This window comes from Cruoricaptor ignavus, from assembly GCF_014961145.1.
Lineage (GTDB): Bacteria > Bacteroidota > Bacteroidia > Flavobacteriales > Weeksellaceae > Cruoricaptor > Cruoricaptor ignavus.
This window is the reverse complement of sequence record NZ_CP063145.1, coordinates 988,214-1,014,674: the sequence shown is the minus strand read 5'-3', so window position 1 is coordinate 1,014,674 and position 26,461 is coordinate 988,214. Positions and strand designations below refer to the sequence as shown.

The window sequence follows — 26,461 nt, the reverse complement described above, 5'->3', positions numbered from 1 at the left end:
ATATTGTATTGAAATTTTATTTACATTTGAGAACTAAAATTTAAATTTATGAAGAAAATATTTACAGGAGTCCTGGCGTTCACTGCAGCTGCCACAGCGTTTGCGCAGTGGTCGCCGGCGGTGCCTACCGGTGAGAGCCGCAGGGCTACCGGGGCAAAAAGTTTCTACAGCCTGGATATAGGCAAAATACGCGCACAGCTAGCCACTGCCGAGCCGCAGGGGAGAAATGCGAAGGCAGTGGAGGTGTCCATCCCCACGCTGGAGGGCAGGGTGGAGCGCTTCCGGGTATACAGCTTCCCAGTAGTGGCGGAGTCTCTGGCAAAGCGCTATCAGCTTGGCTCGTATGTAGGCGTAGGTGTGGATGATCCGAAGAAATATGTGAGGTTTTCCGTAGCGCCGAACGATTTCCAGGCGATGATAGTGAAAGATGGAAAATACCAGTTCGTAGAGCCGCAGAATGCGGATAAATCCGTATACGGAGTATTTGCCAAAACCAACTTTACGAAAGGAAGTGCTTTCGTATGCAACACAGAGGAATCTACGGCAAGCCAGAAACAGATGGAAAACCTGAAGGCCGGTGGTAATGTTTTGGGTAACGACCCTACCGATTTCAGCAAATCTTCAGACAGAAAGTACCGCACGCTGAGGCTTGTAATCTCTACCACCGGCGAGTATACGCAATTGTTCGGCAGCGTGGAGGCAGCGCTGGCGCAGGTAAATGCGACGCTAACCCGCGTAAACGGCGTGTACGAAAGGGAGATGGCGCTGCACCTTAATCTTCAGGATTATCCGCAGCTGATTTATACCGATCCTGCCACGGATCCTTATTCCTCTGTAGCCGGAGGTGCGCCGGATTCTTGGACCACGGAGCTCCAGAAGACGCTTACCAATGTGGTAGGTGAGGAGAATTACGATATTGGCCACCTCTTCGGCCACGATGGCGGCGGCGGTAATGCTGGCTGTATCGGGTGTATCTGCGAATCTCCAACCCCGAACAATCCTAGAAGAAAGGGCTCTGCATATACATCACCGGCAGACAAGAAACCTTATGGTGATAGTTTCGATATAGACTATGTTGCACACGAGATAGGCCACCAGCTGGGTGCTAACCATACCTTCAGCCACAGGCTGGAAAGCGCCGGGGTAAATGCCGAGCCCGGTTCCGGAAGTACCATTATGGGCTATGCAGGGATTACCTCGCAGAATGTCCAAGAACACTCGGATCCGTACTTTCACACGCTCAGCATCCGCCAGATGCAGGATAACCTTATTGCAAAAAGCTGCGATGTGGAAACCCCGCTTGACAACCAGCCGCCTGTAGTAAAAGCAATGGCGGATATCAACATCCCGAAAGGTACGGCTTTCTTCCTTACTGCAGAAGCATCCGATGCGGAGGGCGACCCCCTACTCTACAGCTGGGAGCAGGTAGACAACGCTAAGACGGCCACTACCAGCACCAACATAGGTAAGCTTTCCAGTGGTCCAAACTTCCGCGTCTACAATCCTGATCCCTCGCCGGTGCGATACTTCCCTAAATTTGAATCCGTAATGAACGGCGTGCTGGACAACAGCAAACGCACCTGGGAGGCAGTATCCACTGTGGCACGCGAGATGAACTTCGCCGCCCTCGTGAGGGAAAACGATCCCGCAAAGAACATTCGCCAGACGCAGTATGCAACGCAGAAGGTAGTTGTGGGCAAGGACGGGCCTTTCCTGGTGACAACCAAAAGAGTTTATAACGACATAGCGTCAGCACCAATAGAGTGGGATGTCGCCAATACAGCCGCTGCACCTTACAATGTTCAGAATGTAAGGATAGACTATACTGAAGATAACGGCAAAACCTGGGTGGTACTTGCCGACTCTACTCCGAATGACGGAAAGGAGAATTTTGACCTGAGATTTCTGCAGGAAGGCAAGAGGATAAAAGTAAGAATATCTGCTATCGGGAATGTGTTCTATGCCGTGAAGGAACTGGAAGCAAAAAAATTCCCGACTTCCGCGCCAAACTGCGTAACGCTCACAGGCCCTGCTAACAATGCTGATAATGTGAACTACCGCGAGGTAAAACTCAGCTGGACGGCTGCGCAGGGAGGAGAGATGGCGGATTCTTACGATGTTTACCTCGATACCAAAGAAAATCCTACCACACTGCTCGCCAGCACAGCGGCACTTTCTTTATCAAAAAAAGATCTGAAGCCTTCTACCAAATACTACTGGAAAGTAGTGCCGAAAAATGATTTCGGAGCCAATACCGCCTGCGAGGTCTACAGCTTTACTACCGTGGAGCAGCAGTACTGCGAGGCATCGGCAAACAACGCAAGCTACGAGAGAATCAGCAATGTTAAATTTGCAGATATAGATAACAGCTCTACCTCCACCGCAGGCTACGAAAACTTTGCATCGGTAGTAGCAAATGTAGCAGCCGGGGGCACATATACACTCACGGTGACGAGCGCAAAATCCAGCATTATGGATCAGGTCGCAGTTTGGATAGATACCAATAATAATAAAGTGTTTGAAGAAAATGAAATGCTATTGCTTACCCCGAAAGGAAAATCTCCGTGGACCGGCGAGATTACCATACCCTCCACAATGGCAAAAGGCACTAAAACTGGTATGCGCATCCGCCTGCAGGATTCCAGTATAAATTCCACCTTCCAGCCTTGCGGATCCCACTCATATGGCCAGGTGGAGGATTACAGCATCTATATTGCTCAGGGGCTTGCCACAGGCGAAGCGGACGCGGGTACTGTAATAAAAGTATATCCTAACCCCGCGGAAAGCCAGATTGCGCTGAGCGGCGTACCTGTCAATGCCCGCTACAGCATCTTCGGTATGAATGGTACGCTGGTTTCCAGAGGAGTGCTTTCTGCCGGTAAAGCGGATGTTTCCGCCCTGCCGAAAGGTACTTACTTAATTTCTGTGGAAGACGGGGATAAGAAATCCACCGCGAAATTCATCAGAAAGTAATTGAGGATGTTTTAATACAAATGGCTGTCCTTTCGGGGCAGCCATTTTTTTATTTTTAATTTTTAAAAATCCTCCAGCTCGGTTAAAAATTTAGAAACTTCCTCTTCCAGGGCTTCCTGGGTATCATTGTTGTAAATGATAAAATCCGCCTTCTTGATTTTCTCCTTCTCCGGCATCTGGTTTTCCATCACGGCCTCCACCTCGCGGTAGGTTTTCCCGTCTCGGTCCATCACGCGCTTTATGCGCAGTCTGTCGTCCGCGGTTATCAGCAGGCTTTTGAAACAATTTTCATCTAGGCCAAGCTCAAACAAAAGAGCGGTTTCCTTAAAAACAAACCTCGAAGATTGCGCCGAAAGCCACTTCTCAAAATCCTGCCGAACTGCAGGGTGTATCAGGCTGTTGAGATTTTCAAGCAAATCAGGCCTCTCAAATACCTGGGCAGAAACGAATTTTCTGTTGTAAAGTCCGCTCTCGTCGTAGGCTTCTGCACCCAGCAGCGAGATGATTTTTTCTCTCAGCACGGCATCATCATTTACGATGCTTTTCGCACGCCCGTCAGAGTAATAAACCGGGAAGCCCGAACGCTCGATGATAGTGGCGGCAGTAGTTTTTCCGGACCCGATACCGCCCGTCAGTCCGATGATCTTGGGTTCGGGCTCCGGCTTTGCCGATCGCCCTTCGCTGTTTTCCATTTGCTAAATTTGAAAAATCAAAGTTAAAAAAATTAAAGCAATCACCCACCGAAAACTTCTGAGAAGGAAAAAACCTCGTCCAGCCGCACGCCCTTTTCCGTCATTTTTACAGTGGCGAGTTCATTATGCGCATCGTGTTCGAAGAAAAGAAGGTAATTATTTTGCGCACACATTTTCAGGAACTCATCTTTCTCATCCATTGTGAGCAGCGGGCGCGTGTCGTAGCCGGGGATGTACACCAGCGGGATATGCCCGGCTGTGGGGATGAGATCTGCCGTGTAGATGACTGTTTTCCCCTGATAATGTACCATCGGCAGCATCTGCTTCTCGGTATGCCCGTCTACAAAAAGGATGTCCATTTTCAATTCCGACGCAGAAACTTTATTCCCGTCTTTCGGGAGCGGAACGAAATTCAGCTGTCCGCTTTCCTGCATCGGCAGGATGTTTTCCGGCAAAAAACTTGCCCTCTCCCGCGGGTTTGGCTTCGTTGCCCACTGCCAGTGCGCCTCATTGCTCCAGAATTTCGCATTTTTAAATGCCGGGCGGTAGGCGGATTTGTCCTCATCCCATTCTATCGCGCCGCCGCAGTGGTCGAAATGGAGATGCGTAAGGAAAACATCCGTAATATCATCCCGGTGGAAGCCGTATCTGGCAAGCTCATTATCCACATTTTCCCCGCCCCAGAGTGCGTAGTGCCCGAAGAACTTCTCATCCTGCTTGTCTCCCAGCCCGGTATCCACCAGGATGAGTTTCTCACCATCTTCTATCAGCAGCGAGCGGCAGCCCAGATCGATGAGGTTCCGCTCATCGGCAGGGTTGGTTTTTTGCCAAAGACTTTTGGGCACCACGCCGAACATAGCGCCGCCGTCCAGCTTAAATTTCCCGCACTGTACAGTGTAAAGTTTCATTTTAAATTTTTTTTAAAGTTAAAAAACTTTCCCTCTTGGAACATTCAAAAAAGTTCTCCTAAGTTTCCGTTTCTACTGAGGCCGAGGTGTCTGTAGGCTTTCTCGGTTACTTCCCGCCCTCGGGGGGTGCGGATAATGAAGCCCTGCTGTATGAGGTAGGGCTCATAGACCTCCTCCAGCGTTTCCGAATTCTCGCCGAGGGAGGTCGCTAGTGCAGAGATGCCCACCGGTTTCCCGCGGAAATTCTCGATCATCGTGTGCAGGATTTTATTGTCCATCTCATCCAGCCCAAACTCATCTACATTCAGCGAATCCAGGGCAAATCGGGTGATATTAATTTCCACATTCCCGTTACCCTTTATCTCTGCAAAATCCCGCACCCTGCGCAGCAGGGCGTTGGCAATTCTCGGCGTCCCGCGGCTCCGTCTTGCAATCTCTATGGCGGCATTTTCCTGGATGGGGATTTCCATCACTCTTGCGCTCCGCTGGATTATGGTGGAGAGGAGTTCGATGCTGTAATACTCCAGCCGGCTCTGGATGCCGAACCGCGCCAGCAGAGGTTTGGTGAGCATTCCGCTACGGGTGGTAGCGCCCACGAGGGTAAAGGGATTCAGCCCGATCTGTACGCTGCGCGCGTTTGGGCCGGTCTCCAGCAGGATGTCGATTTTAAAATCCTCCATCGCGGAGTACAGGTATTCCTCCACCACGGGCGAGAGGCGGTGAATTTCATCGATGAAGAGCACATCATTCTCCTCCAGATTGGTGAGAAGGCCTGCCAGATTACCTGGCTTGTCCAGCACAGGCCCCGAAGTCATCTTAAACCCTACGCCCAGCTCATTGGCGATGATGTGCGCCAGCGTCGTCTTCCCCAGGCCCGGCGGCCCGTGCAGCAGGGTATGATCCAGAGGCTGGCCGCGGCGCTTCGCGGCAGCCACGAAGACTTCAAGATTATCCAGCGTCTTGCGCTGCCCTGCAAAATCATCAAAGCTCTGCGGGCGAATCTGCGCCTCGAGCTGCAGCTCATCATCGGAAAAATTTTCTTTATCAGGATGAAGGAAATCAGGCATCGGGAAGTTTAAGCAAAGATAAATGTTTTAGCGGTTTGAGACTTCGTTACTGTTGTTAGCACAAGAATTGCTACACTGTTACATTCGTTCATTGTTACATTAAATTAAACTTCCACCACAAAAATATTTTCTGCTACTTTTTCGCTGATGATTTTCTCATCGCCGTTGATTTTCAGAGTGGTTTGTCCGTCAAAGTTTTCGCGGGAAATCAGCTGAAACTCTTTGCCGATAACAATCCCCACGCTTTCCACATATTGCAGAAATTCGGCATTCACATCCTTTACCGCCACCACCCTGAAATTTTTGCCCACTTCTACTTCTGTTAATTTTTTACGAATTACTTTTTCAATCCTGCCGGAACTATCTGGAATCGGATCACCGTGCGGATCAAAGTTAGGGTAATCTAAAAATTTATCCAAAGCGGAAATCAGTTTTTCAGAATGAATATGTTCCAGTTCTTCCGCCACTTCGTGAATTTCTTCCCAACCGAAACCCAATTTCTGATAAAGGAAAGTTTCCCAAAGCCTGTGCTTCCTAATGGTTTGTATTGCCAAACTTTGGCCTTTCTTGGTGAGTTTTATTTTGCCGTATTTTTCATAATCCACCCAATCTTTATCCTTCAGCCGCTTCAGCATTTCGTTTACGGATGCCGGTTTTATGCCGAGATATGCAGCAACCTGGTTGGTTCCCGCTTCAGAATTTGGTGCATTTTGTGCTAGCGTGAAAATGGCTTTCAGATAATTTTCTTCAGTGCTTGACCTTCCCATTGGAATTACTTTCATCAAATTTAAAAAAAATTATTTTAGCAAATTATTTAGGTTTTCCTAACTTTTACTTAATTTTGCATCTTAGAAAGTATTCGGTATTTTTGATAATAAAATGGGAGGCAACCAAACACTTAGCCAAAAGCTGAAAACAGTGCTGATGTTCACAGCGCCAGGACTGATGGTGGCGGTAGGATATATGGACCCAGGAAACTGGGCTACGGATATTGAAGGGGGCGCAAAGTTCGGATACACACTGCTTTCCGTGATTTTCCTCTCTAATATTTTTGCCATGTTCTTGCAGCATCTCTGCATAAAGTTAGGCATAGCTACCGGGTTGGATTTGGCTCAGTCTTGTAGGGCACATTACTCCAAACCTGTTAATTTCACACTGTGGATTCTTTGCGAAATTGCCATTACGGCTTGTGACTTGGCAGAAGTAATTGGTACTGCTATTGCGCTGAATTTGCTTTTTGGAATTCCATTGGTTTGGGGCATCGTGATTACTGGCATCGATGTTTTGCTGATTCTGATGCTGCAGCGCAAAGGTTTCCGCCCCATTGAAATCATCGTGGCGGCGCTAATGTTCATCATCCTGATGTGTTTCGGCTACGAGCTTTTCCTCTCAAAGCCCGACTGGAAGGCTGTTTCAGAAGGCATCGTGCCAACGAGGGAAATCTACCAAAACCGCGAAATGCTGTATATCGGCATTGGAATTTTGGGCGCTACCGTGATGCCCCACAACCTGTACCTGCACAGCCACATCATTTACCACAAAAAATACGGCAAAACAGAAGCGGGCAAGAAATCGGCGATAAAATATGCAACCTGGGGTAGCAACATTGCCCTGATAATCGCGCTTTTTATTAATTCGGCCATCCTAATTGTGGCGGCATCTACATTTCATTTTGGCGGGCATACCGGCGTCGCAGAAATTCAAGATGCCTACCTGATGCTCGGCAACATACTGGATTCCAAATGGGCATCCATCGTGTTTGGCGTAGCGCTTTTGGCATCGGGATTAAACAGCACGCTAACCGGAACTTTGGCCGGGCAGATTGTGATGGAAGGCTTTATGCATATCCGCCTAAAACCGTGGCTTCGGCGGCTGCTAACACGGCTGATAGCGATAGTGCCTGCGCTGATTGTGGCAATAATCTATGGTGAAAGCGGCACGAATGAACTGCTGATTTTGAGCCAGGTGATACTCTCGATGCAGCTTAGTTTTGCGGTAGTACCCTTGGTGCAGTTTACGGGAAGCGGCAAGATAATGGGCGTTTTCAAAAATTCCCGAATGAAGCAAGCCGTGGCCATCATCATCACCGCCATTATCATTATCCTAAATTTAATCTTGCTTTTGCAGATATTATTTTAATCAAATCCTTTTTTTAGTGTTTGCAGGGCGCTGCTCGGAAGAAATTCCGGCAGCGTTTTTTATAGCTGATAGCCTCTGGCGCTTTGCTGCTGGCGTTTCTAAATTTATGGTAAAGAACTTCCTCATTATTCTTATATTTATCAAAAATTTTGTATGACACTTTACGGACCTTTCACGCAGGTTGTGACGATGGACAAGCTGCCTTTGCGCGGCGCACTCTGCGATGAGCAGCTGGAAATCATTCCCAATGCTGGAATTTTGGTGGATGATGATGGCTTCATCGCCGAAGTTTCCGATTTTGAAACTTTGCAAAGCCAAAAGCCCAAAAGCGTCTTCCAGCAGCAAAGTGCAATTGCGCTGCCTGCCTTCGTGGATCCGCATACACATATATGCTTCGGCGGCAGCCGTGCCAGCGACTTCGCCATGCGCAACGCTGGGAAAACCTACCTGGAAATCGCCGAAAACGGCGGCGGCATCTGGTCTTCCGTATCGCATACTCGGGATGCCTCGGAAAAGCAGCTGCTGGATGGGATGCTCCAAAGAATCGGCGAGCTGATTTCCCAGGGCATCACCACCATCGAGGTAAAAAGCGGCTACGGCCTGAATGCAGAAAACGAGCTGAAAATGCTCCGCGTCATCCAAGAAGCGCAGAAGCATACGCCTGCCAAGCTGGTGCCTACCTGCCTTGCCGCGCACACGGTGCCGAAAGATTTCTCAGGGACCAGCCACGACTATCTGGATTATATCCTCGCTGACATTTTACCTATTATAAAATCTGAAAACCTCGCCCGAAGGGTGGATATCTTCATCGAAAAATCTGCATTTGGAATAGATGAAAGCCGGGAATTTCTTTTGAAAGCAAAGGAAATGGACTTTGAGCTTACCGTGCACGCCGATCAGTTCACCTCCGGGAGCTCCCGCGTGGCGGTAGAGGTGGGCGCGTGTTCGGCAGATCATCTGGAGGCAACATCGGAAGAGGATATCGATTTCCTTGCAAAGTCCGAAACGGTGGCTACCGCGCTACCCGGCGCAAGCCTCGGGTTGGGCGAAAAATTTACCCCGGCGAGGAAGCTGCTGGATGCCGGCGCGATTCTCGCCATCGGTACCGACTGGAATCCCGGATCCGCCCCGATGGGCAGCCTGGTCACCCAGGCATCGGTACTCGCCACTTATCAAAAACTGACTACTGCCGAAGTGCTTTCCGCGATGACCTTCCGCTCTGCAAAGGCACTGAACCTTTCCGACCGCGGAGTTTTGGCCCAAGGAAAAAGAGCAGATTTCCAAATCTACGAAACCGATAATTTCCTGGATGTGCTCTACCGGCAGGGTATGCTGCGCCCCGCGAAAGTAGTGATCGGTGGAGAAGTAATTGAGACCTTAGAAGGAAAGAATCAGGATCTTGCAATTTGAAAAATTAGGTTTGGTTTTCAATCTAAACTTCAACTTTTAACCTTTAACCTTTGAACCAAAGATGATTTGGACAGGCAGAAATGACGGCGAAGATGCGCTGCACCAAAGGATTTTCCAGCGGGTGCTCACGGATTTGAATTATGAAAACCTGCAACCGGGGCAGTTTGCTCTGCACGGTTTCGCTGTGGACGAAGGCGTCCGCAGAAACAAGGGCAGGGTAGGGGCGGCATCCGCGCCGGACAGGATCCGAAGTGCGGCGGCAAACTTCCCGGTGGTGTCCCCTGATTTCCTGCTGGCAGATTTTGGAAATATCCGCTGCGAAAACCGTAATCTGGAAGAGGCGCAGGCGAATTTTGCGGCCTGCGTACGGCGGGTGCTTTCGCAGGGTGCGCGGTCTGTGGGTTTCGGCGGGGGTCACGAGATTGCTTTTGCGCATTATTCCGGCATAAAGTCGGCATTCCCGGAGGAGAGGGTGGGTATCGTTAACATAGATGCGCATTTCGATAACCGCGAGCCGGAACCCGGCGTGGGAGCAAGCTCCGGCACGGGCTTCTGGCAGATTGCGCAGCAGGGGCGGATGCACTCGCTGCATATCGGCATACAGCGCAATTCCAACACTCTGAAGCTTTTCGATACGGCGCACAATTTTGGCATGAATTACATCCTTGCAGATGAGTTGTTTTTTGAAAATCTCCCGAATATTTATAGAAAAATTGATGAATTTCTGGCAGGTGTAGACTGCCTGTACCTCACCCTCTGTATGGATGTCTTCAATGCCGGTATCGCGCCCGGGGTGTCTGCGCTGGCGTACAACGGTATTTTCGTGGATGCAGCCTTTATGCATATTTTCCGCCATATTTTAAAATCCGGAAAAATGGTAGCAATGGATGTGGCGGAGGTAAATCCGGAATACGATATCGACGGCCGTACCGCGCGCCTGGCAGCAAGCCTTATAAACGAATGGTTTTTAGCAGTTTAATGCATAATGCTCGAAAGTCAGACATTTTATCATAAGCTCAGAAGCGTGCTGATGTTCACCGCGCCCGGGCTGATGGTGGCTGTGGGCTATATGGATCCCGGCAACTGGGCTACGGATATAGAAGGCGGGGCAAGGTTCGGCTATGCGCTGCTGTCCGTGATCTTGCTATCGAATGTCTTCGCTATGTTCCTCCAGCATCTTTGCATCAAATTAGGTATAGCTACCGGGATGGATTTGGCGCAATCCTGCCGCGCAAATTATTCTAAACCAGTCAATTTTATACTCTGGATTCTCTGTGAGATAGCCATCGCAGCGTGCGACCTAGCGGAAGTTATTGGTACGGCAATCGCCCTGAACCTTCTTTTCGGAATTCCATTGGTCTGGGGAATCGTGATTACCGGTATCGATGTGCTGCTGATCCTGTTGCTACAACGCAAAGGCTTCCGCCCGCTGGAGATCATTGTGGCAGCACTTATGTTCATCGTGCTGGCTTGCTTTGGGTATGAACTTATTCTTTCAAAACCGGATCTTGGAGAAGTGGCAAATGGTTTTGTGCCAACCTCGCAGATCTACAAAAACCGCGAGATGCTCTACATTGGCATCGGCATTCTTGGTGCCACGGTGATGCCCCATAACCTCTACCTGCACAGCCATATCGTGTATCATAAAAATTATCGGAGAACGATGGATGGGAAAAAATCTGCAATCCAGGCTGCGACCTGGGGCAGCAATATAGCTCTACTGCTGGCGTTTTTCATCAATTCCGCTATACTGATTGTAGCCGCCTCCACCTTCCACACCGGCGGCTACACCGGAGTTGCAGAAATTCAGGAAGCATACAAGATGCTCGGAAACATTCTCAATTCCCAGTGGGCGCCGAAAATTTTCGGAGTAGCGCTGCTTGCTTCCGGGCTGAACAGCACGCTCACCGGCACGCTGGCCGGGCAGATTGTGATGGAGGGCTTCGTGCATATCCGGCTAAAGCCCTGGGCCAGGAGGCTTATTACGCGGCTCATAGCGATAGTCCCCGCACTTATCGTCGCAATCCTCTACGGCGAGAGCGGCACCAATGAGCTCCTGATTCTCAGCCAGGTGATTCTCTCTATGCAGCTAAGTTTTGCCGTGGTACCCCTCGTGCAGTTTACAGGAAGCAGCAAAATAATGGGTACCTTCCGCAATTCCGGCAGGAAGCAGGCGGTGGCGATTACCATCACGGCAATGATTATCCTTCTCAACCTCGTTTTACTCTGGCAAACTCTAAGTTGAATTCTGAAGTTAAAATTGCGCGGTTTTTGCTTTAGGATGAAAAATTTTTTAGGATGAAAGAAGATTTAAAAAATAAAATCAGCATTGCCGAGCAGCAGTTTCAGGAATGGGGAAGTCTAAGTTTTGATCAGCGGCAAAGCTACCTCCCTCGGTTTGCAGAAGTTTTGGAAAGATACAAAGATGAATTTTCAAGGCTCATCACCACAGAGATGAATAAGCCCATTTCCGAATCGGTTTCAGAAATAGAAAAATGTATAAAAATGGTGCGGTATTATTCCGAAATCGATAATTATAATGCTGCCGAAAAAGTAGAAACTGAATTTAGAATCTCTGAAATCCGCTACGAACCGCTGGGCATTATATTAGGGGTAATGCCTTGGAATTTCCCGTTCTGGCAGGCTCTAAGGTTCATCATTCCTGCTATCCTCGCCGGGAATGTAGCGGTGATGAAGCACGCTTCCATTTGTTTTGGCAGCGGCAAGGCTATTGAAAGCGCGATGGAAGAGGCCGGCTTCCCGGCGGGAGTTTTCCAGAATCTGGAGATTGGCCATAAGGAGGTTGAGGAGCTTCTGGCACACCCGGCAGTGCGTGCGGTGAGCCTTACTGGCAGCGAAAAAGCGGGGGCGCAGGTGGCTTCCACCGCGGCAATACACATCAAAAAATCTGTGCTAGAGCTGGGCGGCAGCGATGCCTTTATCGTAATGCAGGATGCAGATTTGCGGCGGGCGGCAGAGGAAGGTGCAAGAGCAAGGCTGCAAAATTGCGGTCAGGCGTGCAATGCCGGCAAGCGTTTCATCGTCCAGGAAAATATAGCTGAAGATTTCGTCCCGATGCTTGTGGAAGAGTTTAAAAAGTTTCAGCCGGGGGATAAATTTAAAGCTGAAACATTGCTCAGTGGGCTTGCAAAAGCGGAGTTTGGCGATGATCTGGAGGCGCAGTACCGGCGCGCAGTGGAGGCTGGCGCGGAAATCCTCCTCCCGCTGAATCGTGTTTCAGATATTGCCTTCGAGCCAGGCCTGCTGAAAGTTTTGCCAGGCAATCCAGTTTTAAAAGAGGAGGTTTTTGGCCCGCTGGGATTTATACTTTTCGCAGAAAATGCTGCGGAAGCTTTGGAAATTGCTAATGATGTTCCGTACGGGCTCTCGGCATCCGTATGGACGCGTGACGAGAAGTTATCAAATTATTTTACGGAAAACCTGGAATGCGGTATGGTTTCCATTAATAAAATGTCCAGCTCGGATCCGCGGCTGCCCTTCGGGGGCATAAAGAACTCCGGCTTCGGTACGGAGCTTTCTCATCTGGCACTCCGCGAGTTCGTCCATGCGAAAACGATTGTCGGTCATTAACCAAACAAATAACCGTGGAGTAGAAACTTCACGGTTGAGTAACACCAGCTTTTGCCAAAAATTTAAATGGTGGTAAGGCGCAGGGTGTTGGTTTTCCCGTTTGCATTTGCAGGGGTGGCGTTCAAGTTTACCACGAGGTCGCCCTCGTTTACATAGCCGAGATCGGCCGCCAGCCTGTTTACCTGCACCACGGTCTCGTCGGTGCTCTCGTTGCCGTCGTAATAATATGCCCGGACGCCCCACAACAAGTTGAGCATCGTAATTACCCGTCGGCTGGAGCTGAATACGATGATATGCGCGTTCGGCCGGTGTGCGGAAATCTGGAATGCCGTATAGCCTGAATTGGTAAGGGTGATGATCGCCTGAACATCGGTCGTACGGGCAATCCTGACCGCTGCAAGGCTGATCCTGTCGGTGATAAATCTCACTGCCTCGCTTTGGAACTGCTTGTCTACGATCGGGTTGTAGCGATGGTAGAATTCCGTGGTTTCAATGTTTTTTACAATCTTAGCCATATTCTGCACCACCTGGACAGGATATTTCCCCACGGAAGTTTCGCCGGAGAGCATCACCGCGTCGGCGCCGTCCAGCACGGAATTCGCCACATCGTTCGCTTCGGCACGCGTCGGAGTAAGGCTGCTGATCATCGATTCCATCATCTGTGTGGCGATGATTACCGGTTTGGAATAAGCGCGCGCTTTCTGCACAAGATTCTTCTGAATTGCCGGTACTTCCTCCATCGGAACCTCCACACCCAGGTCGCCCCGCGCAACCATGATGCCGTCGCATTGCTGAAGGATTTCGTCAATATTCTTCACGCCTTCCGGCTTTTCTATCTTCGCGATGATTGGCGTTTTAAAACCTTCGCCGTGCTCTTTTATAAGCTCCTTCAGGTCGCGGATGTCCTGCGCGTGTCGTACGAAGGACAGCGCAATCCAGTCCAGGCCTAGCTCAAGGATGAATTTCGCATCGCGGATGTCCTTCTCGGTAAGTGCCGGCAGCGATACATTCGTGTTGGGCAGGTTTACGCCTTTTTTGGAGCTCAGCGGCCCGCCCTGGATCGTCTTAGCGCGTACGGTATCGATTCCGTTGGTTTCCAGCACCACGAGCACCAGCTTGCCATCATCGATGAGGATTCTTTCGCCCACCTTTACATCCTTCGGGAACTGCTGGTAGGTCATATATACCTTCGTAGAATCGCCCTCTACCTCCTCGTTGGTGAAGGTAAGTACATCCCCTGGGTTGAGGTAAGATCCCTCCTTTACCACGCCCACGCGGAGTTTCGGGCCCTGCAAGTCGCCAAGGATGCTCACGGAAGTGCCGAGCTCCTCATTGATCTCGCGGATCATTTTTACATTGTTTTTTACAATTTCATAATCAGCGTGAGAGAAATTTATCCTGAAAACATCCACCCCCGCCCGGATCATCTCGATAAGGATTTCTTTGGTTCCCGTTGCCGGCCCCATGGTAGCGATGATCTTGGTTTTCTTTAAGTCTTTGTTAGTCATAAAATTGTATTAAATCTGAAAGGCTCCCGGCGTCAATTTGAAAGTTTTGTATTGAAAATGTGAGGCCTTCCGGCAGTAAAATTAATGAAAAATCATCAAGATTGTCTGTGGTACGCACCACAAAATCTACATCGGGGTGCATTGGTAACAAAAAATTAACATCCGCCCCGTCTGAGAAAAGGTTCCCCTGGTGTTCAAAAACCTGCGATTCCGACGCCCGGTTCTCAATAAATTGCACCTGGCAGCGCAGCTCTCTATGATAGCCCTCCATACGGAGATGGGATGACGAGTAGTCCCTCCCTATATTTTTTAAATCCTTGATTCTCTTCAGGTAAATCTGGCGGTTGGCACAGTTGAAATGATAAAAAAACTCGTGAGGCGGAAGCTGTTTCGAGAGCCGAAGCAGCCCCACCGAAATGCCCTCGGCGGCATCATCATCCAATAGAAATTGTTGATTTTTCAAGGATGTTTTCTTTTTTGTTTAATGAGTAGAATGCTCTCTGCGCAGCCTTTTCTTCGGCCTTCTTCTTGGAACTGTCGGATGCGTTTGAGATTTTCTCCGAGCCTATCCTTATTACCGATTTAAAATTAAGGATTTTATTAGGAAGATGTTCCTCCGTGGTTTCGTAGGTCAGCTCCAGCTTGTTTTTTTGAGCCCACTCCAGCAGCAAGCTTTTGTAGCTCATTATCTTATTCTCCAGCTTGGCAATTTCCTGCGGTGTCAGCAGCCTTCCGAGAACTGTTTTTTCGCAGACTTCGTAGCCAAGATCCAGATAAATAGCGCCTATGAGTGCCTCGAAAAGGTTTCCCGCGAGATTGTCCCCAGCGCTGACGCCTGCTTTCTGCTCCGCCAGGTCGGGAAGGCCAAGTTCTTCGCCGATTTTGTTGAGGTTGTTCCGGCTTACGATTTTCGACTTCATCTGAGTAAGGAAGCCCTCCCGTTTTCCGGGATATGCGTTGAAAAGATAGCAAGAAATAATGGAGCCTAAAATAGCATCCCCGAGAAACTCGAGGCGCTCGTAGCTCGGGGAATTTTTTACGCCGGGCTCTTTAAGCGTAAAGGCTTCCTTGTAGATGTGTGAGTTAACTATTTCGCAACCAACTATTTGCGAGATTTTCCGGCGAAATATTAAATCTTCCTCTGTACGGAAGGTATTCTTGTTATTGCTCAGAAATTTTATGAAGAATTTCTGCAACTTCATTCGCACCTAGATTTTTGAGAAAAGTACGCAGGCATTGTGGCCGCCAAAACCAAAGGTGTTGCTCATTGCCACATTTACTTCGCGCTCTACCGCTTTGTTGAAGGTAAAATCCAGTTTTGCATCAATCTTCTCATCATCGGTGAAATGATTGATGGTTGGCGGAACGATGCCGTGCTGAATGCTGCCAATGGTGGCAATAGCTTCGATAACGCCGGCAGCACCAAGCAAATGCCCGGTCATAGATTTTGTGGAATTAATCTGAATATTGTAAGCGTGCTCACCGAAAAGCCTTGTGATAGCGTTGGATTCGGCCAAATCGCCAAGCGGCGTGGAAGTGCCGTGCATATTGATATGGTCCACTTCTTCCGGCGAAATTCCTGCATCTTCCAAGCAGTTTTTCATTACGAGGTAGGCGCCAAGTCCTTCAGGATGCGGTGCCGTCATATGGTGTGCATCAGCGCTTAGCCCGCCGCCTTTCAGTTCGGCATAGATTGTAGCGCCGCGCTTTTTAGCATGCTCATATTCTTCCAGGATAATGCAGCCTGCACCTTCACCAAGCACAAAACCATCCCTGTCTTTATCGAAAGGGCGGGATGCAGTTTCCGGGCTGTCGTTCCTTGTGGAAAGCGCCATCAAAGCATTGAAGCCGCCTACACCGCTTGCCGTAACGGCAGCTTCCGAACCGCCGCAAACAATCACATCTGCCTTGCCAAGCTGCAGTAGCATCTTGGCATCAATCAGAGCGTTGGCAGCGGAAGCGCAGGCAGAAACCGTGGCATAGTTCGGCCCGTGAAAGCCGTATTCAATAGAGATTTGGCCAGCAGTGATGTCCGCAATCATCTTTGGAATAAAGAACGGATTGAAGCGGGGAATTTCGGAATTAGCCCAGTTGACAACTTCCGATTCGAAAGTATCAAGGCCACCGATTCCTGAGCCCCAAATCACGCCGATGCGGTTTTTATCTACGCTGCCGTCGTTCAGCCTGGCGTGCTCTACGGCTTCCTTTGCCGCTACCATACCAAGCTGCGTGTTGCGGTCCATCTTCTTCGCTTCCTTTTTATCAAAATGATTCAAAGGATCGAAGCCTTTTACTTCGCAGGCAAATCTCGTCTTGAAATTTGTGGCATCGAAAAGAGTAATCGGCGCCGCACCGCTTACACCTTTGATGAGGCTGTCCCAGTATTCCTGGGCATTATTGCCGATAGGTGTGATAGCGCCAAATCCGGTTACGACTACTCTTCTCAATTCCATAAAATAAATTAGTGTTTTTTAAAATTACTTGCTGGCTACTTCTTCCACATATGCGATAGCGTGGCCTACGGTAGTAATTTTCTCCGCCTGGTCATCTGGGATTTGGATGTTGAATTCCTTTTCGAATTCCATAATCAATTCCACAGTGTCAAGGGAATCTGCGCCAAGGTCATTCGTGAAGCTTGCCTCAGGAGTTACCTCAGATAGTTCTACATCAAGCTTATCCGCGATGATAGCTTTTACTTTTTGTGCAATGTCAGACATGTCTTCTTAGTTTATGGTTTAATTAGCTGCAAATATAAAAAATTAAACAAAACGGAAAACCTACTCACGCTTTTAAAATTGAATTTTAAAAATGTTTTAAGCTTAATATTGTTAAATTTGCTTTTTATCTTGCATCTATGGATTTACTAGATATGGACGACGATGTATTTACCGGCAAGGAGCAAACCCCGCTCAGAAAGGATGCTTTTCGGAAGTCTCCTGCTGAAAAATCGCAGCGCATAGAAGAGCTTTTTGCGGAAATAATGCATACGCTTGGGCTGGATATGACGGATGATTCCCTGAAAGATTCGCCGAAACGCGTTGCCAAAATGTATGTGCACGAAATCTTCGGCGGGCTGCTGCCGGAAAATAAGCCGAAAATCTCCACCTTCAGCAATAAATATAAGTACCGCCAAATGCTGGTGGAAAAAGATATTTCGGTGTACTCATTCTGCGAGCATCATTTCCTGCCAATCATCGGGAAAGCCCACGTAGCCTACATTTCAAACGGCGAGGTTATAGGCCTCTCGAAAATCAACCGAATTGTGGATTATTATGCAAGAAGGCCGCAGGTTCAGGAAAGGCTTACGATGCAGGTTGTGGATGCGATGAAGGAAGCGCTGGGTACGAAGGATGTGGCGTGCATCATAGAAGCGAAACACCTCTGCGTAAACTGCCGCGGAATAAAGGACACCGCAAGCTCCACCATCACGGCGGAACTCAGCGGGATTTTCCGCACCAACCCGATTACACGGCAGGAATTTCTGCATTATGTGAATATCGGTTCGTTAATTTGAGAATTTGCTAATTTGAAGATTAGCTAATTTTAAAATTCAACCACTCAACCTTAAACTTCAACCTTAACCTTTAAACCAAAAAACTTTGAACCTAAAAATATACAATTCACTTTCCGGCGAGAAGGAAATTTTCAAACCCATCCACGAAAACCGCGTCGGAATGTATGTTTGCGGCCCCACGGTTTACAGCAATGTGCATATGGGCAATGTGCGCACCTTTATGTCGTTCGATTTCATTTACCGTGCGCTGATGCACCTGGGCTACAATGTGCGCTATGTACGGAACATTACGGACGCTGGGCATTTGACGGATGATGGCGATGTGAATAACGACCGCTTCGTGAAACAATCCAGGCTGGAAAAACTGGAGCCGATGGAAATCGTGCAGAAATATACGGTGGATTTCCATAATGTTCTGAAGATGTTCAACAATCTTCCGCCGAATATCGAGCCTACAGCTACCGGACACATCATTGAGCAGATTGAGCTTGTTAAAGTATTGATAGACAATGGTTTAGCCTACGAAAGTAATGGCTCGGTTTATTTTGATGTTCGGGAATACGATGCCAAAGGCCTGAATTATGGCGAGCTTTCCAAGCGGAATATCGATGAGCTTTTTGCCAATACCCGTGATTTGGACGGGCAGAATGAGAAGAAAAATCCGCAGGATTTTGCGCTCTGGAAAAGAGCTTCGCAGGAACATATTATGAAGTGGCCTTCACCTTGGGGAATGGGTTTTCCGGGCTGGCATTTGGAATGTACTGCAATGAGTACCAAATACTTAGGTGAAAAATTCGACATTCACGGCGGCGGAATGGATTTGAAATTTCCGCACCACGAATGCGAAATTGCGCAAGGCAAAGGCTGCTTTGGAAACGAGCCGGTAAACTACTGGATGCACGCCAATATGCTGACGCTGAACGGACAAAAAATGAGCAAATCCACCGGGAATACGATTCTGCCGATGCAGCTGATTTCTGGTGAGAATGATTTTTTTCAGAAAGGATTTCATCCGAGCGTTGTGCGGTTTTTCTTTATGCAGGCGCACTACAGAAGTGTGGTGGATCTTTCGAACGAAGCATTAATTGCCAGCGAAAAAGGTTTCGAAAGACTGATGGAAGCCCTGCAACTAATTGAAAATCTGCCAACTAACGAAAAATCTACCATTGATATTTCCCGATGGAAAAATGATTGCTACGATGCACTGACAGACGATTTCAATTCGCCGATTTTGATTTCCCACTTGTTTGAAGCCGTGAACTGGATTTTCAAAATCAGGGATGGTAAAGAAACGATTTTATTTGCTGACTTACAGGAGCTTTCAAAGCTGATGAATGGCTTCGTTTATGATGTTTTGGGCTTACAAAATATTCAGCAGAGCGACAGCGGAAAACTGGATCAAGCGATGCAGATTTTAATCGACATCAGAAATCAGGCAAGGAAAACCAAGAATTTTGAACTTTCCGATCAGATTCGCGACAAACTTCTGGAAGAAGGTATCGAACTAAAAGACGGCAGAGAGGGAACTACCTTTGTAATTCGCTGATTATCAATATTTAAACTTAAAATTATCCCGATAAAAATTTTCAAATGCGCATAACTTTTCATATCAATTATTTTACGAAGCCTGGCCAGAATCTTTGCCTTGCCATTGTTGAAAATGATGCGGAAATCCGTTCGTTTCCAATGAGTTATGAAAGTGATTCTCAGTGGATGGTTTCCATCGATTATTTCTCAAAAAGCATCGCTTACAAATATCAGTTGATGAATGATTCTGGCGAAATTCTCAACGAAGAATTAGCCTTGCATCATCTCAGTTTCTCTCATAACTATGCTGATTTTCAGGTGTTTGACTTTTGGAACAAGAAAAATTTTCCTGAAAATTATTTGACGAACAAGGTGCTTGAAAATTCACTCGGCAGCACGAAATTCAAGAAAGTTTTACCGCTGAAAAAGCATTCTCACTTGTTCCGTTTGGAAGCGCCCATCTACAATCCCGATTGGAAAATTGTGATAATGGGTGCAAGCGAAGCGCTCGGAAATTGGGATTCAGCCAAGGCTGTTGAAATGGAGCAAACGGCACTGGGTGTTTGGGAAGCGGCGCTGTATGTTCCTGAAAATCAATTGATAGAGTATAAATACGGTTTGAAGAATTCGGTATCCGGCGAAGTGTTTGACATTGAAGCTGGTGAAAGCAGAATGCTTCAGCCAAATTCGGAAAGCGGCGTGCTGCAAATTCGTGTGGATCATTTTTTCCGCTTCAAAAAATCGCAGCTGTATTATGCAGGCGGCATTGCAATCCCGATTTTTTCCCTGCGTAGTGAAAACGGATTTGGTATCGGTGAATTTTCGGATTTAAAACTTCTGGCAGATTGGGCTAAAGATGCTGGTTTGACGGTAATTCAAACGCTGCCAATTAACGATACCACTGCCAATTTTTCTTGGACGGATTCTTATCCATACGCACCGATTTCGCTCTACGCTCTGCACTCGATTTACATCTCTTTTTCGGAATTAGATTTTAAAATTCCGGATGAATATCAGGAGGAATTTTTGCAGAATAAAAATGAGCTAAATGCCTTAGAATTAATTAATTACGAGGCTGTTATCGCACTTAAGTGGAAATTTTTGCGCGTGGTTTTTGATGCTAACTATTCCAAGATTTTAAAAGACAGGAATTTCAAAAAATTCCTGAAAAGTAATGAGGAATGGCTGCAGCCTTACGCTGCGTTTTGCATCCTGAGAGACCGCTATAATACGCCGGATTTTTCAAAATGGAAAACGCACCGGAAATTTGTGGCCGGGAAAATTGCTGCAATTTTTCAGGAAAAAAGTAAAGATTTCAGGGAGGCGATGCTGCATTGCTGGGTGCAGTTTCAGTTGGATAAGCAATTATCAGATTCGATAAAATATGCCCATAATTTTGGGATTTCTTTAAAGGGCGATTTGCCAATAGGCATCTACCGTTTTTCCGTGGAAGCGTGGAAGGAGCCTGAGCTTTACGGTATGGATTTTCAGGCTGGTGCACCGCCAGATTTCTTCACAGAGCTTGGGCAAAACTGGGGTTTCCCGACTTACAATTGGGAAGCGATGAAGGCCGATGGCTACCAATGGTGGAAGAGCAGATTTGCCGCTTTGGAAAAGTATTTTGATGCGATGAGAATAGACCACATCCTTGGTTTTTTTAGGATTTGGCGCATTCCAACCACAGCCACGCAGGCTTTGCTGGGCTACTTTTATCCTGCGGTTCCGATCACGGAGGAAGAACTTTCCCGTAGAAATATACCACTGAATTATGAGCGTTTCGTAAGGCCGTTTATAAACGAGCAAATTTTAGATGAATATTTCGGCGAAGAGAAAGATTATATTAAATCTCAGTTTCTTGATGCGAAAGAAAATGCTGAGTTTTCCTTAAAACCTGAATTTTATAATCAGCAAAAAATTACTGAATATTTTGAGAATAATAAAAATGAAGATTTGAAGCAGAAGTTGCTTTCGCTGGCTGCAAATGTTCTGTTAATTGAAGAAATTCGTGATGGAAAATCCGTGTTTCATCCGCAGTTTAGTTTGGCAAAAACAAATTCGTACCGTTTCCTTTCCGACTTTGAAAAACACGAATTTTACCATCTTCACAAAGATTATTTTTTCAATTGGCAGGATGAGCTCTGGGCGAAAAGTGCGATGGAAAAGCTGCCGGCAATTCTCGATTCTTCCGCTATGCTAATTTGCGCTGAAGACCTTGGCTTCGTTCCGGACAGCGTTCCTGTTGTAATGGACAGGCTGGGGATTTTGGCGTTGAAAGTTCAACGTATGGCGCCTGATAATTTGCCGTTTTACAATCCGAAAGTTGCGGGTTATCTCAATGTGGTTACCACAAGTTCGCACGACAGCTCCACATTGCGGCAATGGTGGCAGGAAAACCGCGGTCTTACGCAGGATTACTTCAATCAGCAGCTTCATCAGTGGGGCACTGCACCGGTGGATTTAGAGCCGTATCTTGCGGAAATGATTTTGAAGCAGCACATCTATTCCGATGCGATGCTTGCGATTTTCCCGATCCAGGATTTCTTTGCAACCGATGCTGAAATTGCCAATCCGAAGCTTGAAAACGAACGAATAAACGACCCTGGAAATTTTCCGCATTACTGGCGCTACAGAATGCATATCAGTTTGGAAAATCTTAATTCCCGAACTGATTTTAGCGAAAAAATTTACAACTGGATGAAAGATTCTGGAAGAGTTTAATTATTGATTGTCAACAATTTACATCGATGAAAATATTGTACGCAATTCAGGGAACGGGGAACGGCCACATCAGTAGGGCCCGTGAAATTATTCCGCACTTGAAGAAGCACGGCGTTGTGGATTTGGTGGTGAGCGGCACCCACGTGGAAATTGGGTTGGAAGAGCCGGTGAAGTACCGGCTGCACGGTTTGGGTTTCAAGTTCGGGAAAAATGGCGGCGTGGATTTTCTCGCCACGATTAAGCAATTCCGGTTTTTGCGTTTTCTGTATGATTTGAAACGGCTTCCGGTGAATGATTATGACTTGATAATCAGTGACTTTGAGCCTGTGACTTCCTGGGCGTGCAAGTTTCGTGGAAAGAAGAATGTGGGCTTAAATCATCAGTGTGCGTACAAATCGCCGAAAACACCGCAGCTCAAAGGATTTCATTGGGGCAAGCTGATTTTAGATTATTATGCGCCGTCTGATGCTTATATCGGTTTTCACTTTGAGCGTTTTGATGATTTTATAAACAAACCGGTTATTCGTAGCGAAATTCGTAATTTGAAAACTTCGGAAGAAGGGCATTACACCGTTTATCTTCCGGCTTATTCGGACGAGTTTATTTTGAGCTATACTGAAAAAATGCCGGATTCAAAATGGCATATTTTCTCGAAGCATTCCAAGGAAGATTACAGCCGTAAAAACGCCAAGGTTTTTGCGCTAGATAATGAGAAATTTTTAGAATCCTTGGCTGATTCTGCAGGCTTGCTGACTGGTGGTGGTTTCGAAGGGCCTGCCGAAGCTTTGTTCCTGAAAAAGAAGGTGTTAGCGGTGCCGATGAAAAATCAGTATGAGCAGCAGTGCAACGCTTTAGGCCTTGAAAAGCTGGGTGTTCCGGTGGTCTGGTCGGAAGATGAATTCGGGAAAAAACTGAAAGATTGGGTGGAAAACGGAAAGGTGGTTCCGGTGGATTTTCCCGATGAAACCGAAAAAATCATCGCTGATCTAGTAGCGAAATATGGCGATGGAAAAGGCTTTGAGAAATAAACTGTAAAAATTTTCTTTTTCGGATTTAACTTTTCAGAAAATCTTTAATCCAAAGAATACCCATGCAGTTCCTGCAGAAGTAGTTTCATAGTTTTATTTTTTAATGGTTGGAAAGGCAGGTCCTGATATTCCGGGAGCTGCCTTTTTAAATGTATATCAGCTCCGTACCGGCAACTTTTTTGCCGAGCTGCAGCAGGATTTTCCTATAATTTTCTACCTGAAGTCTGTGGGAATCTTTCGGCGCACCAGTTTTAAAATCGATGATGAAGATGCCTTCCCCGGTCTCTATCAGCCTATCTGGGCGGTAGAGTTTTGCCCCATCGGTGCCGCTTATCATTATGTCTTTTTCGTTGATGATTTTCAGGCCTTTGCGGAAATACTGGCCGAAATTCTCATCATTTATAATTTTTAAAATTCTCGCTCTTATCTCATCCCTCTCCTCCGTGCTGATTTCGCCTTTCAGTAAGTACTTTCTTAAAATTCGCTCCACATCCTCCGCTGAATTGATTTGCGATAAAATCTCGTGGGTGAAGATGCCGTTCCTAACTTCCGCCCTCGTGTTTTGATACTTTCTGGACGGGGTTGCGATTTTAATATTGCCGCGCGCCTCACCCCTCGCGGAAAGCTGGGTAATGCGCATCGTTTCCGGTCTGGCCTCTGCCTTCCCCGTCTGCTTGCTGTAGGAATCGCCTTCCTCCGGATAAATGTCGAACTCATCGAGGCCCTCCGGGTTTTTCTGCTGCGCGAATTCTAAAATCTCCGTCGGTACGGATTTGCTGGATGGTTTTTCTAGGAAGAGGAAAAGCTGCTCCACGGGGCGGGTAGTCGCTACATACTGCACGCAGTAACGGTCGATTCGGTTTTTATAATTGTTTTCAGAATTAAACTCTTCAACCTCCCGGTCATAAATGGCGAGCTCTTTCTTAAACTGCTCAATATTTACAGATTTCAGTCCTTCAAAGCCCTCCATCGGCAGCCATTCACTAAATTTCGAATCCTTATTGGCGTGCCTCACCGGTAGGAAAACCACCGGGAATTCCAGCCCCTTTGCGCTGTGCACGGTCATCATTTTTACTGCCTCTATGCTTTCGCTCGCCTGTACGGAGATCTTCGATGCTTCCTCCTCCCAGTAGGCCACAAAATCCTTCAAGGTTGCAGCAGAATTCTGGCTGAATCCATACAGCGTTTCCAGGAAACTCAAAAGGAAATCCGTTTCCTTCTCTTCTACGGAAAACTCGTGCAGATAGCCCTCAATATAGTTGTAAAGGTTCAGTGGGGAGCTGCCCGCCCGATGCAGTTTTAAACCAAATCTTTCCTGCATCCAGCCCAGCTTAGCGTTTCTGGAGCCCAGAGCGAGCATCTCCTGCATCTCCGCAGTGAAGTCGCTGATATCAATTCTTCCCAATCGATTCAGCCAGTAGAGCATAGTCACGGCGTGCTGGTTATTTTCTGGGCTGCACTCCCACCGCAGGAAGTCCATCAGCGCGCGCAGCGTGAGCGAGAGATTCAGTGTGATGCCTTTGTCGGAGATGGTTTTAATGAATTCCTCATTACCGTTTCTCACGATTTTTTTGGAACCGAGTAGGATGGAGAAACTTCGGATATCCTCATTGTTCCGGAAGAGGATCGTGATGTCCTTCAGGTTGAAACCCCTCTCCACCAATTCCTGGATGCTCCGGTGCATCTGGTCCGTCACCGCCTCAATGTACGGGGCCTTCGGTTGGGAATATGGGGTAGTGAAGACCCTCACTCTGCCCGGGATGTCTTTCCGCGGTGTCTGCCTTGCTTTTAGAGAAAAAAGTTCGCAGTGGTCTGCCTGCAGGTTTTTTGTAGAAAGGAATTCATAAAGTTCATTGTTGAAATCCACCAAGTTCTTTGCGCTCCTGTAGTTCTCTGCCAGCGTCTCCACGCTCACCTCCACCGGCGATTCCTCCCTGCCGTTGATGATGTTCAGCATAAGGCTGCTGTCGCCGCCGCGCCACCTGTAGATGCTCTGTTTCGGGTCGCCCACGAGCGTAAAGCTGTTGGTAGTTTCGGAGACTGCATTGTCCTTCAGCGGCAGCATGTTTTGCCACTGCATCTTCGAAGTATCCTGAAATTCATCGATGAAAAAATGGCTGAACTGCGTGCCTACTTTTTCGTATATAAATGCCGAGGGCTCATTCCGCAGATTTTCCCCGATGAGCACATTGAATCTCGACAGTAGCAGCACATCATTCTCATCCTCTATCATCCTCAGCTGATCCTGGATCTCCTTGTTCACCTTCAGTGGCAGCAGCTGCTTTAGGATGTGCTTTTTTTTCAGGGATAAAACATGGTTGATAATAACAGTTTGCCTTCTTTCCAAAAGCTCATCCAATACCTCTTCGATGTCTCTCTCCCGCTTTTTACTTGTACTGGAGGCACCTTTGAGAATTTTGTTAATTCGGCTCTCTTCTTCTTGTTTTGTCTCGTACATCAGCGGATAGCCATTGGACCTGAATTTTACAAAAAATCCGCCAATGCCATCTTTTCCATTTGCAAAATCAGATACACTCAGGTTGCGGCTTGCCATTAGTTGCAGTGCTTTTTCCGTGTTTTCTATTGCCAATGCCTCGTGCTCCGCAATTTCCTTCCGAAGCCTTTCTTTCGATGCCTCGTAGCGCGCCCAGTCGAAGCCCTCGTTGCCTTTCAGATCTTCGTAATGGATGTCGCTAGCAAACTCCTTGGCGCCTTCATACAAAACTTTGTTCAGATTCACGCGCTTCTCATTATCAAGATTGTAATGCACGAAATCCATGAAGGCTTTTGATAATTGCCCGTCTATGCCGATCTCATCCAGCATCCGTTCCACCGCCTGCACCAGGAATGGCTCGGTATTTATTTCAATGTTAAACTGGCTGGGCAGCCCCAGTTCGTACGAAAAACTTCGCACAAGCCTTGCGTTAAATTTATCGATAGTGCCGATGTTCAGGGTGGAGTAGTGATGCAAGATGTAGTCCAGTAGCGCCCTGGAGCGCGCGTGGAGCTCCTCCATGGGCACCCGTATGCCTCGCGCCGCCAGCGCCTCCTGTATATTGATTAAGTCCCGGTTGTCCTTATAATTGTCTTTAGTAAAACCCTTCAGCCAGCTCAGGATGCGCTCCTTCATCTCGTTGGCTGCCTTATTGGTAAAGGTGAGTGCCAATATACGCCCTATCGCCTGCTCGTTTTTGGGCTGGGAGAGGCAAATCATCAGGATTCTCTGAACCAGTGCGTAGGTCTTCCCGCTTCCCGCGGAAGCAGTGATGGCGGTATAATTCTTCGGTCGATCCATAGGCTGCAAGATAATAATTAATTTCAGGGTTTTATAATAGAGCATACTCAAATTTTAAAAACTTAAAAAAAATGTCTATATTTGCAGCCCA

At 47.5% G+C, this 26,461-nt stretch carries 20 protein-coding genes; 10 read left to right on the top strand and 10 right to left on the bottom strand.

The annotated features are described in order from the left end of the window. The first annotated feature begins 48 nt into the window (after positions 1-48). A complete protein-coding gene (locus IMZ16_RS04835) occupies positions 49-2,973 on the top strand; it encodes a reprolysin-like metallopeptidase (RefSeq protein WP_193440711.1) in 2,925 nt (974 codons plus the stop codon). A gap of 62 nt (positions 2,974-3,035) precedes the next feature. Here IMZ16_RS04835 and coaE read toward each other — a convergent pair whose 3' ends face one another. From coaE to IMZ16_RS04815, 4 genes are all read right to left on the bottom strand, one after another. Continuing rightward, on the bottom strand, positions 3,036-3,665 hold the full coding sequence (coaE, locus tag IMZ16_RS04830) for a dephospho-CoA kinase (protein ID WP_193440710.1): 630 nt from the start codon (positions 3,663-3,665) through the stop codon (positions 3,036-3,038). A 41-nt stretch (positions 3,666-3,706) separates the two neighbouring features. Next, positions 3,707-4,573, bottom strand: coding sequence for an MBL fold metallo-hydrolase (locus IMZ16_RS04825; RefSeq protein ID WP_193440709.1), 867 nt, complete (start codon positions 4,571-4,573; stop codon positions 3,707-3,709). Between the two features lie 44 nt (positions 4,574-4,617). Next, the gene (ruvB, locus tag IMZ16_RS04820; protein WP_193440708.1) at positions 4,618-5,640 is read right to left on the bottom strand and encodes a Holliday junction branch migration DNA helicase RuvB; all 1,023 of its coding nucleotides are present in this window, start codon (positions 5,638-5,640) and stop codon (positions 4,618-4,620) included. Between the two features lie 104 nt (positions 5,641-5,744). Further along, positions 5,745-6,422: a metal-dependent transcriptional regulator gene (locus IMZ16_RS04815; protein ID WP_227411569.1), complete on the bottom strand. Its 678-nt coding sequence runs from the start codon at positions 6,420-6,422 to the stop codon at positions 5,745-5,747. 97 nt (positions 6,423-6,519) lie between these two features. Between IMZ16_RS04815 and IMZ16_RS04810 the strand changes: the two genes are divergently transcribed. The 5 genes from IMZ16_RS04810 (at position 6,520) to IMZ16_RS04790 (ending at position 12,780) form a co-directional block, all read left to right on the top strand. Continuing rightward, positions 6,520-7,779 carry an Nramp family divalent metal transporter gene (locus tag IMZ16_RS04810; protein WP_073177492.1) on the top strand — a complete coding sequence of 420 codons (1,260 nt, stop codon included), beginning with the start codon at positions 6,520-6,522 and terminating at the stop codon, positions 7,777-7,779. Positions 7,780-7,932: 153 nt separating this feature from the next. Next, on the top strand, positions 7,933-9,189 hold the full coding sequence (hutI, locus tag IMZ16_RS04805) for an imidazolonepropionase (RefSeq protein WP_193440707.1): 1,257 nt from the start codon (positions 7,933-7,935) through the stop codon (positions 9,187-9,189). A 61-nt stretch (positions 9,190-9,250) separates the two neighbouring features. Beyond that, a complete protein-coding gene (gene hutG / locus IMZ16_RS04800) occupies positions 9,251-10,168 on the top strand; it encodes a formimidoylglutamase (RefSeq protein WP_193440706.1) in 918 nt (305 codons plus the stop codon). A gap of 6 nt (positions 10,169-10,174) precedes the next feature. Then, on the top strand, positions 10,175-11,434 hold the full coding sequence (locus IMZ16_RS04795; protein ID WP_193440705.1) for an Nramp family divalent metal transporter: 1,260 nt from the start codon (positions 10,175-10,177) through the stop codon (positions 11,432-11,434). A gap of 53 nt (positions 11,435-11,487) precedes the next feature. After that, entirely contained in the window at positions 11,488-12,780 is a 1,293-nt protein-coding gene (locus IMZ16_RS04790) for an aldehyde dehydrogenase family protein (protein WP_193440704.1), read from the top strand. 62 nt (positions 12,781-12,842) lie between these two features. Here IMZ16_RS04790 and pyk read toward each other — a convergent pair whose 3' ends face one another. The 5 genes from pyk to IMZ16_RS04765 are packed head-to-tail and all read right to left on the bottom strand — an operon-like array spanning position 12,843 to position 17,005. Further along, complete coding sequence (gene pyk, locus IMZ16_RS04785; RefSeq protein WP_073177477.1) at positions 12,843-14,288, bottom strand: pyruvate kinase; 1,446 nt, start codon at positions 14,286-14,288, stop codon at positions 12,843-12,845. After that, on the bottom strand, positions 14,281-14,730 hold the full coding sequence (locus IMZ16_RS04780) for an IPExxxVDY family protein (protein WP_083541107.1): 450 nt from the start codon (positions 14,728-14,730) through the stop codon (positions 14,281-14,283). Before IMZ16_RS04780 ends, pyk begins: the two co-directional genes overlap by 8 nt. After that, on the bottom strand, positions 14,723-15,490 hold the full coding sequence (locus IMZ16_RS04775; protein WP_193440703.1) for a ribonuclease III family protein: 768 nt from the start codon (positions 15,488-15,490) through the stop codon (positions 14,723-14,725). The genes IMZ16_RS04780 and IMZ16_RS04775 overlap by 8 nt, the downstream gene beginning before the upstream one ends. A 6-nt stretch (positions 15,491-15,496) precedes the next feature. Next, positions 15,497-16,741: a beta-ketoacyl-ACP synthase II gene (gene fabF / locus IMZ16_RS04770; protein ID WP_193440702.1), complete on the bottom strand. Its 1,245-nt coding sequence runs from the start codon at positions 16,739-16,741 to the stop codon at positions 15,497-15,499. 24 nt (positions 16,742-16,765) lie between these two features. Continuing rightward, entirely contained in the window at positions 16,766-17,005 is a 240-nt protein-coding gene (locus IMZ16_RS04765; RefSeq protein WP_193440701.1) for an acyl carrier protein, read from the bottom strand. A 137-nt stretch (positions 17,006-17,142) separates the two neighbouring features. Here IMZ16_RS04765 and folE point away from each other — a divergent pair, with 137 nt between their 5' ends. The 4 genes from folE (at position 17,143) to IMZ16_RS04745 (ending at position 23,075) form a co-directional block, all read left to right on the top strand. Next, on the top strand, positions 17,143-17,802 hold the full coding sequence (folE, locus tag IMZ16_RS04760) for a GTP cyclohydrolase I FolE (protein ID WP_193440700.1): 660 nt from the start codon (positions 17,143-17,145) through the stop codon (positions 17,800-17,802). Positions 17,803-17,887: 85 nt separating this feature from the next. Continuing rightward, complete coding sequence (gene cysS, locus IMZ16_RS04755) at positions 17,888-19,348, top strand: cysteine--tRNA ligase (RefSeq protein WP_193440699.1); 1,461 nt, start codon at positions 17,888-17,890, stop codon at positions 19,346-19,348. A 44-nt stretch (positions 19,349-19,392) separates the two neighbouring features. Beyond that, complete coding sequence (locus IMZ16_RS04750; RefSeq protein ID WP_193440698.1) at positions 19,393-22,047, top strand: 4-alpha-glucanotransferase; 2,655 nt, start codon at positions 19,393-19,395, stop codon at positions 22,045-22,047. A 26-nt stretch (positions 22,048-22,073) separates the two neighbouring features. Beyond that, positions 22,074-23,075: a glycosyltransferase family protein gene (locus IMZ16_RS04745; protein WP_193440697.1), complete on the top strand. Its 1,002-nt coding sequence runs from the start codon at positions 22,074-22,076 to the stop codon at positions 23,073-23,075. 145 nt (positions 23,076-23,220) lie between these two features. On the opposite strand, the gene IMZ16_RS04740 is transcribed toward IMZ16_RS04745, so the two are convergent. Continuing rightward, on the bottom strand, positions 23,221-26,415 hold the full coding sequence (locus tag IMZ16_RS04740) for a UvrD-helicase domain-containing protein (RefSeq protein ID WP_227411568.1): 3,195 nt from the start codon (positions 26,413-26,415) through the stop codon (positions 23,221-23,223). Positions 26,416-26,461 lie beyond the last annotated feature (46 nt).